Origin of the sequence: Albidovulum sediminicola (assembly GCF_025751575.1) — a bacterium.
GTDB classification, from domain to species: domain Bacteria; phylum Pseudomonadota; class Alphaproteobacteria; order Rhodobacterales; family Rhodobacteraceae; genus Albidovulum; species Albidovulum sediminicola.
In genome coordinates this window covers 21627-36474 of record NZ_JAOWLA010000008.1, presented here as the reverse complement: position 1 = coordinate 36474, position 14848 = coordinate 21627, and the positions used below count along the sequence as shown (strand labels likewise).

15 protein-coding genes, 1 tRNA gene, 1 pseudogene and 1 riboswitch are annotated in these 14848 nt (G+C 64.4%); of the genes and pseudogenes, 9 read left to right on the top strand and 8 right to left on the bottom strand.

Translation table 11 applies throughout. The features are described 5' to 3' along the window. Nucleotides 1-41: 41 nt before the first annotated feature. From OE647_RS09820 to OE647_RS09805, 4 genes are all read right to left on the bottom strand, one after another. Nucleotides 42-971, bottom strand: coding sequence for an MBL fold metallo-hydrolase (locus OE647_RS09820; RefSeq protein ID WP_263721556.1), 930 nt, complete (start codon nt 969-971; stop codon nt 42-44). 86 nt (nt 972-1057) lie between these two features. Beyond that, nucleotides 1058-1774 carry an LrgB family protein gene (locus OE647_RS09815; RefSeq protein WP_263721555.1) on the bottom strand — a complete coding sequence of 239 codons (717 nt, stop codon included), beginning with the start codon at nt 1772-1774 and terminating at the stop codon, nt 1058-1060. After that, a complete protein-coding gene (locus tag OE647_RS09810; RefSeq protein ID WP_263721554.1) occupies nt 1767-2120 on the bottom strand; it encodes a CidA/LrgA family protein in 354 nt (117 codons plus the stop codon). Before OE647_RS09810 ends, OE647_RS09815 begins: the two co-directional genes overlap by 8 nt. A gap of 61 nt (nt 2121-2181) precedes the next feature. Further along, nucleotides 2182-2589: a metallopeptidase family protein gene (locus OE647_RS09805; protein ID WP_263721553.1), complete on the bottom strand. Its 408-nt coding sequence runs from the start codon at nt 2587-2589 to the stop codon at nt 2182-2184. A 78-nt stretch (nt 2590-2667) separates the two neighbouring features. Here OE647_RS09805 and gltX point away from each other — a divergent pair, with 78 nt between their 5' ends. Beyond that, nucleotides 2668-3990: a glutamate--tRNA ligase gene (gene gltX / locus OE647_RS09800; RefSeq protein WP_263721552.1), complete on the top strand. Its 1323-nt coding sequence runs from the start codon at nt 2668-2670 to the stop codon at nt 3988-3990. 16 nt (nt 3991-4006) lie between these two features. Here the strand turns inward: gltX and OE647_RS09795 are convergent, their stop codons facing one another. Continuing rightward, nucleotides 4007-4960: a LysR family transcriptional regulator gene (locus tag OE647_RS09795; protein ID WP_263721551.1), complete on the bottom strand. Its 954-nt coding sequence runs from the start codon at nt 4958-4960 to the stop codon at nt 4007-4009. Nucleotides 4961-5085: 125 nt separating this feature from the next. Here OE647_RS09795 and OE647_RS09790 point away from each other — a divergent pair, with 125 nt between their 5' ends. Continuing rightward, entirely contained in the window at nt 5086-5373 is a 288-nt protein-coding gene (locus OE647_RS09790; protein WP_263721550.1) for a YdhR family protein, read from the top strand. A gap of 7 nt (nt 5374-5380) precedes the next feature. Here OE647_RS09790 and OE647_RS09785 read toward each other — a convergent pair whose 3' ends face one another. Continuing rightward, nucleotides 5381-5947, bottom strand: coding sequence for a gamma-glutamylcyclotransferase family protein (locus OE647_RS09785; RefSeq protein ID WP_412174944.1), 567 nt, complete (start codon nt 5945-5947; stop codon nt 5381-5383). A 125-nt stretch (nt 5948-6072) separates the two neighbouring features. Continuing rightward, nucleotides 6073-6171: riboswitch (glycine riboswitch) on the top strand. A gap of 148 nt (nt 6172-6319) precedes the next feature. Here OE647_RS09785 and gcvT point away from each other — a divergent pair. The 6 genes from gcvT to OE647_RS09755 all read left to right on the top strand — a co-directional run bounded on the left by gcvT (nt 6320) and on the right by OE647_RS09755 (nt 11888). Next, nucleotides 6320-7447 (top strand): glycine cleavage system aminomethyltransferase GcvT, encoded by a 1128-nt coding sequence (gcvT, locus tag OE647_RS09780; protein ID WP_263721548.1) that lies wholly within the window; start codon nt 6320-6322, stop codon nt 7445-7447. An 18-nt stretch (nt 7448-7465) separates the two neighbouring features. Beyond that, nucleotides 7466-7825 (top strand): glycine cleavage system protein GcvH, encoded by a 360-nt coding sequence (gcvH, locus tag OE647_RS09775; protein ID WP_263721547.1) that lies wholly within the window; start codon nt 7466-7468, stop codon nt 7823-7825. A 12-nt stretch (nt 7826-7837) separates the two neighbouring features. Beyond that, the gene (gene gcvP, locus OE647_RS09770; RefSeq protein WP_263721546.1) at nt 7838-10687 is read left to right on the top strand and encodes an aminomethyl-transferring glycine dehydrogenase; all 2850 of its coding nucleotides are present in this window, start codon (nt 7838-7840) and stop codon (nt 10685-10687) included. A 225-nt stretch (nt 10688-10912) separates the two neighbouring features. Further along, on the top strand, nt 10913-11230 hold the full coding sequence (locus OE647_RS09765; RefSeq protein ID WP_263721545.1) for a DUF3775 domain-containing protein: 318 nt from the start codon (nt 10913-10915) through the stop codon (nt 11228-11230). A gap of 62 nt (nt 11231-11292) precedes the next feature. Then, nucleotides 11293-11739 (top strand): thioredoxin TrxC, encoded by a 447-nt coding sequence (trxC, locus tag OE647_RS09760; RefSeq protein ID WP_263721544.1) that lies wholly within the window; start codon nt 11293-11295, stop codon nt 11737-11739. 73 nt (nt 11740-11812) lie between these two features. Beyond that, nucleotides 11813-11888, top strand: a tRNA-Ala gene (locus tag OE647_RS09755). A gap of 339 nt (nt 11889-12227) precedes the next feature. On the opposite strand, the gene OE647_RS09750 is transcribed toward OE647_RS09755, so the two are convergent. Further along, nucleotides 12228-14012, bottom strand: a complete 1785-nt coding sequence (locus OE647_RS09750; protein ID WP_263721543.1) for a hypothetical protein — start codon at nt 14010-14012, stop codon at nt 12228-12230. A gap of 174 nt (nt 14013-14186) precedes the next feature. On the opposite strand from OE647_RS09750, the gene OE647_RS09745 reads away from it, so the two are divergent. Then, the gene (locus tag OE647_RS09745) at nt 14187-14396 is read left to right on the top strand and encodes a hypothetical protein (protein ID WP_263721542.1); all 210 of its coding nucleotides are present in this window, start codon (nt 14187-14189) and stop codon (nt 14394-14396) included. A gap of 335 nt (nt 14397-14731) precedes the next feature. Here the strand turns inward: OE647_RS09745 and OE647_RS20240 are convergent. After that, nucleotides 14732-14833: pseudogene (locus OE647_RS20240) on the bottom strand (IS481 family transposase); the annotation flags it as partial. Nucleotides 14834-14848 lie beyond the last annotated feature (15 nt).

The window sequence follows — 14848 nt, the reverse complement described above, 5'->3', positions numbered from 1 at the left end:
GCCGCGAACATGCGGCCCGGCCAAGGGTGGCCGGGCGCACTTCAGCCCAGCATCAGCTGGTAGGAGGTGGGTACATAACGAAAACCCTCGCCCGCCGCCTCGATGAAGCCTGTGGCGGGGAAGGGCATGTGGTAACCGATGAAGGGCAGTCGATCGGCGGCGATCATGCCGAAAAGGCTCTTGCGGGTGGCCGCCGCCATGGCCTTGTCCATGTCGAACTTCACCTCCCAGTCGGGGCGGGCCAGCGACCAGACGGGGTGGTTTGCCGCGTCCGCGATCACGATCAGCGCCTTGCCGCCGCTTTCGATGCGATAGGCCATGTGCCCGGGCGTATGGCCATGCGCCGCGAGCGCGGTCACGCCGGGGGCGACCTGGCCGCCGTCGTCGAGGAAGCTGAAACGCTCGTTCAGCGGGCGGACCTTGGCGTCGAAGGTTTCATTGCCCGCGCCCATCCAGTGGTTGTGCTCGGTGGCCCCGGTCACAAAGGAAGCATTGGCGAAGGTCGCGCCGCCCTCGCCCATCAGCCCGCCGATATGGTCGCCATGCATGTGGGTGATCACGACCGTGTCGATCTGGTCGGGGCTATGGCCCGCGGCGGCAAGGGCGGTGGTGATGCCCTCCGGGTTCAGGCCGGTATCGAACAGGATCAGCGATCCGCCCGTGTTCACCAGCGTGGGCGTGAAGAAGAATTGCACGACATCGGACGGAAGGAAGGCCGCGTCGGAGGCGGCGGCGAACTCCTCGGCGCCGACGTTCAGGCCGAAGATGTCATGGGGGTTTTCGACCGCGCGGGTTCCGGCCAGAAGCGTCGTTACCTCAAACTCGCCCAGCGTGAAGCGTTTGAAGGTCGGCACGCTCATCCCCTGCTTTTCGGCCCCGGCCGAGGCGCGGCCGGGAAGGGCGGCGGCCAGCGGCAGGGCCGCAGCGGAAAGCAGCGCCTGACGGCGGGACAGTCCGGTCCTGACGGTCATGTTTCTCTCCCCATGTTCTTCTGATCGGGGCAGTCTAGGGCGCTTGGTGGCGATGGCGGTTCACAATGCCGTGTCACGCCGGGGGATCAGAGGAACAGCCAAAGCACCAGGGGCGCGACGAAGGCCGTGGCGATGGCGTTCAGCGCCATGCCAAGCCCGGCGAAGGCGCCGGCCGTGGTGTTGACCTGAAAGGCGCGCGCGGTGCCGATCCCGTGGCTCGCGATGCCGACGGCCAGCCCCCGCGCCCGCCAGTCGCGGATGCCGAGCGCGTCGAGCAGGGGCGTTGCGGCCACCGCGCCCACGATCCCCGTCAGGATGACGAGCACGGCCGTCAGCGTCGGCGCGCCACCCACGCGCTCGGCGATGCCGATGGCGACGGGGGCGGTGGCCGATTTCGGCGCGATGGAGGCAAGCTGGGTCGGTCCCGCGCCCAGGGCCCAGGCAATGGCCACCGCGGAACCCGTGGCGGTGGCGGAGCCCGCGATCAGCGCCGCGACCACTGGCAGCGTCGCGCGCCGAAGCCGGTTGAGGTTGTCGAAAAGCGGCAGCGACAGGGCCACCGTCGCGGGGCCCAGCAGGAAGTGAACGAACTGCGCCCCCTCGAAATAGGTGCCGTAGGGGGTGCCCGTGCCCCAGAGGATCGCCGCCAGGATCGCGACCGCGATCAGGACGGAGTTGACCCAAGGCTTGCGCCCCGACCAGCGGAAACAGGCGTCGCCCACGACATAGGCCGCCAGCGTTAGCGCGAGCCAAAGGAGCGGGCCTTCGGACAGATAGCTCCAGAATGCGGCAAGCTCACTCATCCCCGGCCCCCGTCAGCCGCGCCACGGCCACGAAGACCCCGGCGCCCACCGCGATGGAGAGCACGGTCGAGACCACCACCGCGATCAGCAGCGATACCGCCTGCGCCCCAAGGGTTGAGATATGGCCGACCACGCCCACGCCCGCCGGCACGAAGAGCAGCGAAAGGTTCCCAAGGATGCCTTGCGTCGTGGGGCGCATGAATTCGGCGAACCGGGGCACGGCCAGGAACAGGCCCACCATCATGAGCATCCCGATCACCGGGCCGGGCAGGGGAACCGCCAGGGCGCGCCCGATCGCCTCTCCGGCAAGCTGGCAGGTCAGCAGGGCAAGAAGGGCGTGGATCATGGCGGCGCTCCGGTCACGTCGGGCAAAGACTAGGCCGAAGCGCCCCCCTGGCCAAGCGGCCCTATTCCCACCAGCGGTCGATTTCGGCGATCTCCTCGTCCGACCAGCCGAAATGGTGGGCCAGTTCGTGGATCATGACATGGGCCACCATCTGGCCCAGCGTGACGTCACCCCGTTCGGCCCATTCATCCAGGATGGGGCGTCGGAACAGCCAGATCGTGTCGGGCCGGTCCACGACATCCATCACCGACTTCTCGGTCATCGGGATGCCTTCATAAAGGCCGGTCAGTTCGAACGGGTCCTCGACCGACATCTCGTCCAGGATCTCCTCGGGCGCGAAGTCCTCAACCCGGATCAGCACGCCGCGCGCGGGCTCCGCGAACTGCGCGGGCAGATCGGCCACCGTGGCGTGGGCCATAAGTTCGATCGCCTCGAGGTCGGGCGCCGCGCGCCCCAGCCAGTCGTTCATGCCGCTCTCCTTCAACCGCCCTCATATGGACAAAATGCGCGTCCTGTGAAAGAGGGGGCGCCAACAGGAGGCTTTCCGATGACCGTCACCCGTTTCGCGCCCTCGCCGACCGGCTATATCCACGTGGGCAACCTGCGCACCGCGCTGATGAACTACCTGATCGCCCGCAAGACCGGCGGCAGCTTCATCCTGCGCCTGGACGACACCGACCGGGAACGGTCGAAGCAGGAATATGCCGACGGGATCAAGCAGGACCTGGAGTGGCTGGGCCTCACCTGGGACCGGGTCGAGCGGCAGTCCGACCGGCTGGACCGCTACGCCGCGGTGGCCGAGGAGCTGCGGGCGAAGGACGTGTTCTACGAATGCTTCGAGACGCCGACCGAACTGGACCTGAAGCGCAAGAAGCTTCTGAACATGGGCAAGCCCCCGGTCTACGACCGTGCGGCGCTGAAGCTGTCGGACGATGACAAGACCCGTCTTCGCGGCGAGCGTGAGGGTTACTGGCGCTTCCTGCTCGACCAGAAGCGGACCGAGTGGGAGGACGGGATCCTCGGCGCGGTGTCGATCGACACCGCCTCGGTCTCGGACCCGGTCCTGATCCGCGCCGACGGGCAGGTGCTTTATACCTTCGCCTCGTCGGTCGATGACGTGGACATGGGCATCACCCATATCGTGCGCGGCGCGGACCATGTGACCAACACCGCGACCCAGATCCAGATCATGCAGGCCATCGGCGGCACGCCGCCCGCCTTCGCGCACCACTCGCTGCTGACCGGCCCGCAGGGTGAGGGGCTGTCGAAACGCCTCGGCACGCTGTCCTTGCGCGACCTGCGTGCGCAGGGCGTCGCGAAAGAGGCGCTGTTGAGTCTGATGGCGCGGCTTGGATCGTCCCAGCCGGTCGAGTTGAAGATGTCGCTGGATGAAATCGCCGAGGGGTTCGACCTGTCGCAATTCGGCGCCGCGCCGACCAAGTTCGACGCCGAGGACCTCTGGCCACTGACCCGCGCCCGCAACCAGGCGCTGCCCTACGAGGCGGTCAAGGACCGGATTGCGGCCCTGGGCGTTCCGGCGGACAAGGCCGAACGCTTCTGGGCGGTGGCGTCGAAGAACATCACCAAGCTCGACGATCTGGCGGGATGGTGGGATCTGTGCCGCGACGGTGCGGAGCCTGTGATCGCCCCCGAGGACGCGGAGTTCGTCGCGCAAGCGATGGCGCTGCTGCCTGAACCGCCGTTCACCGAGGCGACCTGGGCCGAATGGACCGGCGCGGTCAAGGAAAAGACCGGGCGCAAGGGCAAGGGCCTTTTCATGCCGCTTCGCCTTGCCCTGACCGGACAGGCGCACGGGCCCGAGATGGCCGATCTGATGCCGCTTCTGCAAAAGATCCGCGCGCGGGGCTAGGCGGGGCTAGGCCGCCTCAGGCGCCGCGCCTGAGGTAGTTCACCTTGTGGGTCTGCTTCATGTCGCCGCCGAAATAGTAGGCGCGGGCGCTCAACTCCCCGTAAAGGTGGGTCATCAGCGCCCGCACCCGCGCGGTGTTGGTCAGGTCCCGGTGTGTCAGCACCCATAGGTCGAGGTCGAGCCAGGCGATCGGATCGGACACCCGCAGAAGCCGGTCGTCGGCATCGCCTACGTAGCAGGGCAGGAGGGTCAACCCCAGGCCCTCCGCCGCCGCGTTCTGAACCGCGCGCGACGCACGGCATTGGAACACGGTGCGCTGGTCGCCCTGCTCGGGCGTTTTCCACACCCGCGGCACGAGCCAGCCCATTGTCCCTTCGATCAGGCAGAAGTTGTGCTCTGGCAGGGTCTTGTGCCCCTCGCGCGCGAGGTAATCGGGGCTGGAATAGAGCGCGAAGCGAAATTCGCAGATCTTGCGGCCGAAGGCGCTGTCGGGTGCCGCGCGGGTCGCGCGTATCGCCACCTCGGCCTCGCGCCGGTTCAGGTCTGCAGCGCCATGGCCGGGGGCAAGGTCGATCTGGATGTCCGGGTGCTTGTGGCAGAACCGGGCGAGGATACCGGGGGCATGTTCCTCGGCGAAGGATTCGGGGCAGGTCATTCGGATGCGCCCGCTCAGGCTTTCGTCGCGCCCCAGGATCTCGCGGCCAAGCGCGTGTACCTCGTTCTCGATCCGCTCCGCATGGGCCATCGCGGCGCGGCCGGCGTCGGTCATGACGTAGCCGTGCGGGAAGCGGTCGAAGAAGCGCACCCCGGTGCGGGCCTCGGCGGCGTTGATCCGGCGGAAGATCGTCGAATGGGTCTGGCCAAGTATCCGCGCCGCGCCTGAAAGGCTTTCCGCCCGGCAGATCGCGAGGATCAGTTCTAGGTCGTTCCAGTCGAGCCGTGAAGAGGGCGCACCCGTGTCCGACGACATCTCACCTGTCCGTTTTTGCAAGTATATCTTTCAAGATTAGCGAATTTCATTGCGGAAATGAACAGGGCACTCTGAACCCAGATCGGATGACCCGATCCGGACCCCACCGCAGACAGGAGAAGAAGATGTTCGCTCAATTCGTCCAGTTCGAAACGACCCTCACCGAGCGCGAGGCCCTCCAGGTCGCACATGAGCGCGCCCCTGCGTTTCGCGCGCTGCCCTCGCTGGTGCAGAAGTTCTACCTGAAATCGACCAAGCCCAACCACTATGGCGGCTTTTACCTGTGGGACTCGGCCGAGGCGATCGCGGAGTTCCGCCAGAGCGAGATGGCGCGAACGATCCCCGCCGCCTACAAGGTCGTGGGCGCCCCGGATGTCCAGATCTACGAAATGATGTTCCCGCTGCGCGGCTAGGGGCCGCTCAGCCCGGCAGGCGTTGCACGCCCCATTCCTCCAGGCAGTCATCGACAAGGCGCCGTTCCGCCCCCGTCAGGACCTGATGGCGGGGGTAGAGCGGCGCCGCGCGATCGTCGTGGATCGCGCTCCAGCCCGCCGTCGTCGCGAAGAACCGGCGCGCGCCCTCTGCGCCGAACTGGTGCAGGAAGCCCTGCACCACCACGTCGAGATAGCTCAGCAGGATCGGATGCGCCACGTCGGGCGCGTGGTGGGCGGGGTCGATGGCGTAGATTTCCACCGTGTCGGCCCATTCCGGTACTGTGAGTGCGCCCGCGCCCAGCCGGTGGCGGCGGTAGGCGCCCTCGCGCGCGTCGAGCGCCGCCCAGTTCCGGCCTGGCACCGCGGCCACAATTCCGTCGATCGCGCCCGGGGCCGGCTCCGCCGACAGGAAGGCATAGGGCCGCAGCACCGTCTGGCGCCAAACCCGCCGCCAACCGTCGAGCCTGACCGGCGTATTGGGCGCGTGGTCGTGGGTGGCCAGGTTCACAAGCGATCCGTAGCCGAAAAAGGCGGGGTGGCGGTCGGTTCCCATGACCCGAGAGATGCGTGCCTTCCGGTCGGTGCGCAAGGGAATTTCGCCCGGACAGCGCGCCGCGCAACAAAGTATCCCGTTGCATACACACTTGCCAGCCCCCCCGTCGCCCGGCTATTGATATGCCGTCAGGATCGGGAGAATCCGGCAGGGGCTTGGCCCCGACCGGTGCCGAAGGAGCAACCGCCCCGGTAAACTCTCAGGCGCAAGGACCGTCCTGATGACCAAAGACTCTGGAGAGTCCCCCGCGAAAACGGGGGCGCCGAAGGGATAACGATCTCAGGCGAAAGGACAGAGGGGGCATCGCAAGGGTGGAATGGGTCCGCCCTGAACGGTGCCGGAACCTGCAAACCGGCGAGAGGGAGAGGCGGCATGGCCGACCTGCAACGCACGGTTCTCTATGATCTGCATATCGCGCTTGGCGGCAAGATGGTGCCCTTCGCGGGCTACGAGATGCCGGTGCAATACCCGATGGGTGTGCTGAAGGAACATCTCCATACCCGCGCGCAGGCCGGGCTTTTCGATGTCAGCCATATGGGCCAGGTGATCCTCAGGCCGAAGTCGGGCAACGTCGCCGACGCGGCGCTGGCCTTTGAGCAGTTGATGCCGGTCGATGTCCTGGGCCTTGCCGAGGGCAAGCAGCGCTACGGGCTTTTCACCAATGACGCGGGCGGGATCCTCGATGACCTGATGTTCGCCAACCGCGGCGATCACCTGTTCGTCGTCGTGAACGCCGCCTGCAAGGGCCAGGACGTGGCCCACATGCGCGCCCATCTGTCCGACGCCTGCGAGGTCGAGGAGATCACCGACCGCGCGCTGGTCGCCCTGCAAGGCCCGGCGGCGGAGGCGGCGCTGGCGCGGCTGGTGCCGGGGGCGGCAGGGATGAGCTTCATGCAGGTCGCGATCCTGCCCTGGGAGGGCAGCGAGCTTTGGATCTCGCGCTCGGGCTACACGGGTGAGGACGGCTACGAAATCTCGGTCCCCGATGCGCAGGCGCGAGCCTTCTGCGAGGCGCTTCTGGCGATGGAGGAGGTCGCGCCCATCGGCCTTGGCGCGCGCGATTCCCTCAGGCTTGAGGCGGGCATGTGCCTTTACGGGCATGACATCGATACCACGACCTCTCCTGTCGAGGCGAACCTGACCTGGGCGATCCAGAAGGCTCGGCGCGCCGGCGGCGCGCGGGCTGGCGGCTTCCCCGGGGCGGAGCGTATCCTGCGCGAACTGGCCGAAGGGCCGGCCCGCCGCCGCGTCGGGCTGAAGCCCGAGGGTCGCGCGCCGATGCGCGAGGGCACGCAGGTCTTTGCCGCGACCGAGGGGGGCGAGCCCATCGGGACCATCACCTCGGGCGGGTTCGGCCCGTCGATCGAGGGGCCGATGGCGATGGCCTACCTGCCTTCCAACCTCGCCGAGGGCGCGACCGTCTACGGCGATGTGCGCGGCAAGCGCCTTCCGGCCGCGATCGTGCCCATGCCTTTCCTTCCCAACCGTTACAAACGCTGACCAACAGGAGAAACCCCGATGAAATATACCGAAGATCACGAATGGCTGCGCGTCGATGGCGATGTGGTCGTTGTGGGCATCACGGCCCACGCCTCCGAGCAGCTGGGCGATGTCGTCTTCGTCGAACTGCCCGAACCTGGCACCTCGGTGTCGAAGGATGACGAGATCTGCGTGATCGAAAGCGTCAAGGCCGCCTCTGACATCCGCGCGCCGCTGGACGGGGAAATTGTCGAGGTCAACGCCGAGGTGGCCGACAACCCGGGCCTCGTGAACGAGGACCCGAGCGGAAAGGCCTGGTTTTTCAAGATGAAGGTGGCCGATCTGTCCGCGCTCGACGCGATGATGGACGAGGCCGCCTATAACGAGATGATCGGATAAGGACGCAAGGAAATGACCTTCACCCCCACCGACTACAGGCCCTATGACTTTGCCAACCGCCGCCACATCGGCCCCTCTCCGGCAGAGATGGAGGAGATGTTCCAGGTGTTGGGGGTGAAGGACCTCGACGAACTGATCGATCAGACCGTCCCGCAATCGCTGCGCCAGGAAACACCGCTCGACTTCGGTAAGCCCAAGTCCGAACGGGAACTCCTGTGGTTCATGCGGCAGGTCGCGAAGAAGAACAAGGTCTTCACCTCGATGATCGGGCAGGGGTTCTACGGCACCGTCTGCCCGCCCGCCATCCAGCGCAACATCCTGGAAAATCCTGCCTGGTACACCGCCTACACGCCCTACCAGCCGGAGATTTCCCAGGGCCGGCTTGAGGCGCTCTTGAACTACCAGACCATGGTCTGCGACATGACGGGGCTTGAAATTGCCAATGCCTCGCTTCTGGACGAGGCGACGGCGGCGGCGGAAGCCATGACCATGGCGCAGCGCGTGGCGAAGTCGAAGGCCCCGGCCTTCTTCATCGATGAAAACTGCCACCCGCAGAACATCGAGGTGATGAAGGTCCGTGCCGCGCCGATGGGGATCGAGATCATCGTCGGCGACCCGGAGGCGATCGATGCCGACAAGGTCTTCGGCGCGATCTTCCAGTATCCCGGCACCAATGGCCATCTGACCGATTTCGCGCCCCATATCGCGAAGCTGCACGCCGCGAACGCCGTCGGCATCGTGATCGCCGACATCATGGCGCTGACGATCATGAAAGAGCCGGGCGCGATGGGCGCCGATATCGCCGTGGGTTCGACCCAGCGTTTCGGCGTGCCGATGGGCTATGGCGGGCCGTCCGCCGCCTACATGGCCTGCAAGGACGCCCACAAGCGCCAGATGCCCGGCCGCATCGTCGGCGTCTCGATCGACGCGCAGGGTGGCAAGGCCTACCGGCTGTCCCTGCAGACGCGCGAACAGCACATCCGCCGCGAAAAGGCGACCTCCAACGTCTGCACGGCGCAGGCGCTTCTGGCCAACATGGCCTCCTTCTACGCGGTCTATCACGGGCCTGAGGGGTTGAAGGCCATCGGCCAGCGGATCCACCGCAAGGCCGTGCGCACCGTCGCGGGGCTGGAGCGCGCCGGCTACAAGGTCGAGCCGAAGCACTTCTTCGACACGTTCACGGTCGAGGTCGGTCCGATGCAGGGCATCATCCTCAAGGCCGCCCGGAAGGAGCGCATCAACCTGCGCAAGGTCGGCGCGACCAAGGTCGGCGTTGCCCTCGACGAAACCACCCGCTCCGAGACGATCGAGCGGCTCTGGCGCGCCTTCGGCATCGACCAGAAGGACGACCGCGTCACGCCGGGCTATCGCATCCCGGACGGCCTGTTGCGCGACAGCGATTACCTCGCCCACCCGGTCTTCCACATGAACCGGGCCGAGACCGAGATGATGCGCTACATGCGCCGCCTGGCCGACCGCGACCTGGCGCTGGACCGCGCGATGATCCCGCTGGGCTCTTGCACGATGAAGCTGAACGCCGCCGCCGAGATGATGCCGATCACCTGGCCGGAGTTCTGCAACCTCCATCCCTTCGCGCCCTCGGACCAGGCGCTGGGCTATGCCGAACTGTTCCGCGACCTGTCGGAGAAACTCTGCACCATCACCGGCTATGACGCGATGAGCCTTCAGCCCAACTCCGGCGCGCAGGGGGAATACGCGGGGCTTCTGACGATCCAGGCCTATCACCGCGCGCGCGGTGAGGGGCATCGCGACATCTGCCTGATCCCGGTTTCGGCGCATGGCACCAACCCGGCCTCCGCCCAGATGGCGGGTATGAAGGTCGTGGTGGTGAAGTCGGCGGAAAACGGCGACATCGACGTGGCGGATTTCCGCGCCAAGGCCGAGGCCGCGGGCGCGAACCTTGCCGCCTGCATGATCACCTACCCCTCCACCCACGGCGTCTTCGAGGAGACCGTGCGCGAGGTCTGCAAGATCACCCATGAGTACGGCGGCCAGGTCTATATCGACGGGGCCAACATGAACGCCATGGTGGGCCTTGTGCGGCCGGGTGATCTGGGGGGAGATGTCAGCCACCTCAACCTGCACAAGACCTTTTGCATTCCCCATGGCGGCGGCGGTCCGGGCATGGGGCCGATCGGGGTCAAGGCGCATCTGGCGCCGCATCTGCCCGGTCATCCCATGACGAACGGGTCGGAGGGGCCGGTCTCGGCCGCGCCCTGGGGTTCGGCCTCGATCCTGCCGATCAGCTGGGCCTATATCCTGATGATGGGCGGGCAGGGGCTGACCCAGGCAACCAAGGTGGCGATCCTGAACGCCAACTACATCGCCAAGCGCCTGGAAGGCGCCTACCCGATCCTCTTCAAGGGCAAGGCGGGCCGGGTTGCGCATGAATGCATCCTCGACACCCGCGCCTTCGCCGACACGGCGGGCATCACCGTGGATGACATCGCCAAGCGCCTGATCGACAACGGCTTCCACGCCCCCACGATGAGCTGGCCGGTTGCCGGGACGCTGATGGTGGAGCCGACGGAATCCGAGACCAAGGCCGAGCTGGACCGCTTCGTGACCGCGATGCTCTCGATCCGGGACGAGATCGCGGCCGTCGAGGCGGGCGAGATCGATCGCGAAAACAACCCGCTGAAGCACGCCCCCCACACGGTGAACGCGTTGATCGGCGACTGGGACCGCCCCTATTCGCGTGAACAGGGCTGCTTCCCGCCGGGTGCCTTCCGGGTCGACAAGTACTGGCCGCCGGTGGGCCGTGTCGACAACGTCTATGGGGACCGCCACCTGGTCTGCATCTGTCCGCCCGTCGAAAGCTACGCCGAGGCGGCCGAGTGACAGAAACCTGGTTTGCGCCATAACCAGTTGACCGTCCGGCCGCGATATCGCGGCCGGACGCGTGGCCTTGGCGTCCATCGTCTTTAGATAGTCCGCGATCGCCTTCGGTGCCACCTGACCGGGCGCGGCCGCATTTCGGCTGCTTTTGGTCGGAAGATTTGATTTCGGACAAGGTAGGATCAATCGTGGCATGATCACTGGACGCAGAACAGGAAAGGTCGCGCCATGAAAGAGCTAGCCCCCGCCACTGCCGTCCAGGTGGTCTTCCTTGCCCGCGAAGGCAACGTCGCCCGGGTGGAGCTGCATGAATTCATCGAAGGGTTGAACGCCGACGAAAAGGCGGAACTGACCGCTGTCGCCTGGATCGGGCGCGGCAGCTTCGACGCCGAGGACTTCGATGAGGCCGTGACAACCGCGATGACGGAGGCGACCATTCCGACCGAGGACTATCTGATGGGCATGCCGCATCTGGCCGAGAATCTCGAAGCGGGGCTGGAGGCGCTGGACATCGACGTGACCGGGGAAGAGGAAGATCTTCTCTGACCGGCTCTTGCGGCGATACCTGTCACGCACAATATATTCGAAATAACGAATTTGAGGGTGTGATGACCGAGAGCTTCAAACTCACCTGCGCCACCTGCGGCCAGACGAACCGCGTGCCCGCCGAGCGGATCGCGCAGAGCCCCAAATGCGGCACCTGCGGTGACCCGCTGGCGGGCGGCAAGGTTGCGGCACTGGACCCCGCAGTGCATGACAAGATGGTGCGCGGCGATACCTTGCCGTTACTGGTCGATTACTGGGCGCCGTGGTGCGGGCCTTGCCGGATGATGGCGCCGCAATTCGCTCAGGCCAGCATGGCGCTCAAGGGCCGTGCGCGGCTGGCCAAGATCAACACCGAGGACCATCCCCAGATCTCCCAGCGCCTTGGAATCCGGGGCATTCCGCTCCTGATCCTCTATGCGAAGGGGCGCGAGGTCGCGCGCCTTGCCGGTGCCCGCCCGGCCGCCGAGATCGAGGCTTTCGTGCGCCAGAACGCACCGGCGCCGGCCTGAAGAAAAATCTTGCCCGACGGCCGGCGGATCGCTTGACAACCTCCTGCGCTTCGGCCAAATACGCCCCCGGTGCGGGGCAGTAGCTCAGTTGGGAGAGCGCGTCGTTCGCAATGACGAGGTCAGGGGTTCGATCCCCCTCTGCTCCACCAATTTATTTCACTAAGAATTTGAAAAAATTACAATATTGTCATAGATAGATTTTCTAATCCCCCCAATTATCCCCCAATCAAAATTCGAAATAGCCGGAATCTCTGAGTTCCTCGCCTTCAGTCACATAACCTGAAGTTCGCTGCCTCAAGTCCTAGCGCCGAAACAAAAGTTTCGAAATGAATCAGAAAGTTACTACCCAACATAAGGCGTTGGGCATTCGGCGTTACCGTCTACATCGACGCCACATCAACACCGATCCAGAAGAACCGCAACGGCGTGCACAGGCAGGCAGTCACGCGCAACTGCTCCTACAACGCTAGCCGCCCAGTTGGAACGCCCTAGGGCAGGATCGGCTGCTGGCCGTGAAATCTCCATGACCAGTTCTCGACACCTCTTCCGTCGATAGTCCAGTCGCGGGTGGTCTTTCCTGCCAATGAAACCAGAATTCCGGCCGGGCCATCGCCAGCGGGCATCAATATCTGTTCCACGTTTCCGGTTTCGTCTTTCCAAAGCGCAACTGAGCGCGACGGATCGTACTTTCCGCTTTGGTTGGTTCGCTTGACCAGCCCCCAAGACGTAAACGTCAGAACGCTGCAACCAGGGTCGTCCGCGAGGCTGGAGGCATATCTTGCGCCCCAACGTCCGGGAAGTTGGGGACCATCCATCAACAGAGCGAACACAAGGTTTGGCCCTACCGAGCGAATAATTTCATGACAGGGGTCACTCCTCGCGAGGTCCTCACAGATCATCGTTACGAACGTGGAAGATTGCCTGAAGCGATGAAAGTACAATTCCGGGGTCCTGATCTGGTGGCTCTCCCACCAGCAGTCGACCGCAGGATTCAAGGCACTCGCTAGCGCGTAATCAGAAATCTGGCGCGCATCGAGGCGCCAGCGATGGTGCTTTCTTCGGCTCACAGCAGAAATCCAGGGCCGCGTGGTTGCGGTGGACGTCGCGCTGTCGTGACGAAGGGCGGTTAGAACGTGGTTGCCTTCGTGACCTTCGCAGTTCCTAGAGGAGCCAGCTATGATAAACTCCAACGAAGGGTCCGCGCTCCAAGCAGCCTTGCAGATGCGATCGAAACTTTCCCAGTCCAGTGCAAACTCGGGGAACATTATGGCATTCAGAGATCTGGTCTGCCTTTTGGCGGCTTCGATTAGCTTCTGCGTTGTTTCTTCGAGTTGAGACGCCTCTTTTAGCCAGCTTTGATGGAGAGAGAAATTTCCCCATGGGCGCCTACCCTTAGATTCGCCCCTGGAGGGCCGCTCCTGGAAGTCGACCCCATTGATCTCAAAAGGGGCCGGAATCAGCAAGATATCCAGTGTAGCCCGATCATCATCCCGAAGCTGCGCGACTGGCTCTGCCCACTGGCACCTAACAGACGCCCTTGGCGGCAACAGCGCGAGATTTGCAGAAAGGCTGCGCAGAGTACATCCGACCTGTGCCACCCTGCTCTTGGGAAGAACGCATGCCACGTCGGTATCAATTAGCGTCGTCATTGAGGCTGGATGCCGATGTCGGCGCTTGAGGGCGCTCCCAGCGATCGTAAGCTCAGTTTCGCCGTCCCTATCAGGTTTGTTCTTTGCTTTCAGCAGATCGCGCATGACGTTTGCGCTTTCCTCATCCTGTGGAAGCGGCCGAGCCAAGCCTTCAGCAGCAAGGTCGGCAACGACGAGGAGTTTCAAGGCTACCCTACACCATTCGAGTGAACCTTGGCGATTCTGAGACAGCAGCCTTGGTCGGAGGCAATCGGACCCGTGGTTGATGACGAGTGCAGTCCAAAGGTCTTGAATCGGCCCAGCGTCGTCGCCAGTTCGCCACTTGAAGGCCCAGTCCCTCAACAAAGCTCTTTCTTCCATGGTGATGTGTACAGACAAGGCAGGATCGTCACACTCTGGAGCAGGCTCGAACCAGCCCATCACACCACTTACCCGTAACAAGTGCGCGACTGCGCCGAAGACGTCTGTTGGCAAAGCCGGCAGCACATCCCATCTAGGTTCAGCTGACACATCACCGTCTGCGCTAATCAGGGGCTGAGTGCCGTGTGGTAGAACATTTTGAAGTTCGGCAAATACGGAGCGGTAGTTGTTAGTCTGCGGAGACTGCGCAGCTGATGTCTTCATGAAGGCAGACTCCGCCTTGAAAATTTTACAGAAGCCCGCTAGGGCAGCACGCGATGATAACCATGCCTCAATCTTTGATTGCAAGGGTGGTCCGAGAACCGAACGGGTCGTTCTGGCTTGACGTGGGAGCCGAGAAGTGCTGTCAGTTGGGTCCAGACCAAGGAAGGCTCTACTATGTCGAGTTATTACACCGAGGAGATGCTTGAGGCGACTTCTGTCGAAGCGGATGCCGCTCTTGAGCGTACCGTCGACTGGATGGCGCGCCAAAGCCTTAAGAATATGCTGCACGTTAACCCGAACGCAGCAGAGGTGTACGGTGGGAATGACAAGCTTCTCGCAAAACTGCGTGCGGGCTACGTGCAGTCATTGGCCATTGCTAGCTAACAGCTCTGCTAAGCAGTTCATTGATGCTCGGCCGCCGGCTAAGGCGGCCGATTGCACTTTGGAGGTCTAATTGCTCTGCTTGAACGACCGCTCTCGCCCCAGGGCCTGTCATCGGCACGCGCGCGCTCGGTCGCGCAGAACCGCGGAGTCGCTCAGCATCTTGACGATTGCGGCGCCTTCCGGCAGCGCCTCGACCTCGTCGGCTGCGCGGGCCTGCTCTCCGACGGTGTAGTCAACCAAGGGCGGCCAGGGCGGCGCAACTTCAGCGGGGGCATTACAGTCTTCGGGTTCGTCGGGGAAATGATCCACTGGATCGGTTACTGATCCTTGTCACTGCCCAACTCGCGTCTCAGCGCCGCGGTCGAAGCTTTCGATCCCAGTATTGCCGCTCTGACGGCGCACGTAGTCGTGGCGCAGCCGTGACGTATCTGTCCCATACGGGTTCCTTCCAT

What these genes read in the sequence shown, in the direction of transcription:
- OE647_RS09820 (WP_263721556.1), bottom strand. Translation starts at nt 971, where the DNA reads ATGACCGTCAGGACCGGACTGTCCCGCCGTCAGGCGCTGCTTTCCGCT.
- OE647_RS09815 (WP_263721555.1), bottom strand. Translation starts at nt 1,774, where the DNA reads ATGAGTGAGCTTGCCGCATTCTGGAGCTATCTGTCCGAAGGCCCGCTC.
- OE647_RS09810 (WP_263721554.1), bottom strand. Translation starts at nt 2,120, where the DNA reads ATGATCCACGCCCTTCTTGCCCTGCTGACCTGCCAGCTTGCCGGAGAG.
- OE647_RS09805 (WP_263721553.1), bottom strand. Translation starts at nt 2,589, where the DNA reads ATGAACGACTGGCTGGGGCGCGCGGCGCCCGACCTCGAGGCGATCGAA.
- gltX (WP_263721552.1), top strand. Translation starts at nt 2,668, where the DNA reads ATGACCGTCACCCGTTTCGCGCCCTCGCCGACCGGCTATATCCACGTG.
- OE647_RS09795 (WP_263721551.1), bottom strand. Translation starts at nt 4,960, where the DNA reads ATGTCGTCGGACACGGGTGCGCCCTCTTCACGGCTCGACTGGAACGAC.
- OE647_RS09790 (WP_263721550.1), top strand. Translation starts at nt 5,086, where the DNA reads ATGTTCGCTCAATTCGTCCAGTTCGAAACGACCCTCACCGAGCGCGAG.
- OE647_RS09785 (WP_412174944.1), bottom strand. Translation starts at nt 5,947, where the DNA reads ATGGGAACCGACCGCCACCCCGCCTTTTTCGGCTACGGATCGCTTGTG.
- gcvT (WP_263721548.1), top strand. Translation starts at nt 6,320, where the DNA reads ATGGCCGACCTGCAACGCACGGTTCTCTATGATCTGCATATCGCGCTT.
- gcvH (WP_263721547.1), top strand. Translation starts at nt 7,466, where the DNA reads ATGAAATATACCGAAGATCACGAATGGCTGCGCGTCGATGGCGATGTG.
- gcvP (WP_263721546.1), top strand. Translation starts at nt 7,838, where the DNA reads ATGACCTTCACCCCCACCGACTACAGGCCCTATGACTTTGCCAACCGC.
- OE647_RS09765 (WP_263721545.1), top strand. Translation starts at nt 10,913, where the DNA reads ATGAAAGAGCTAGCCCCCGCCACTGCCGTCCAGGTGGTCTTCCTTGCC.
- trxC (WP_263721544.1), top strand. Translation starts at nt 11,293, where the DNA reads ATGACCGAGAGCTTCAAACTCACCTGCGCCACCTGCGGCCAGACGAAC.
- OE647_RS09750 (WP_263721543.1), bottom strand. Translation starts at nt 14,012, where the DNA reads ATGAAGACATCAGCTGCGCAGTCTCCGCAGACTAACAACTACCGCTCC.
- OE647_RS09745 (WP_263721542.1), top strand. Translation starts at nt 14,187, where the DNA reads ATGTCGAGTTATTACACCGAGGAGATGCTTGAGGCGACTTCTGTCGAA.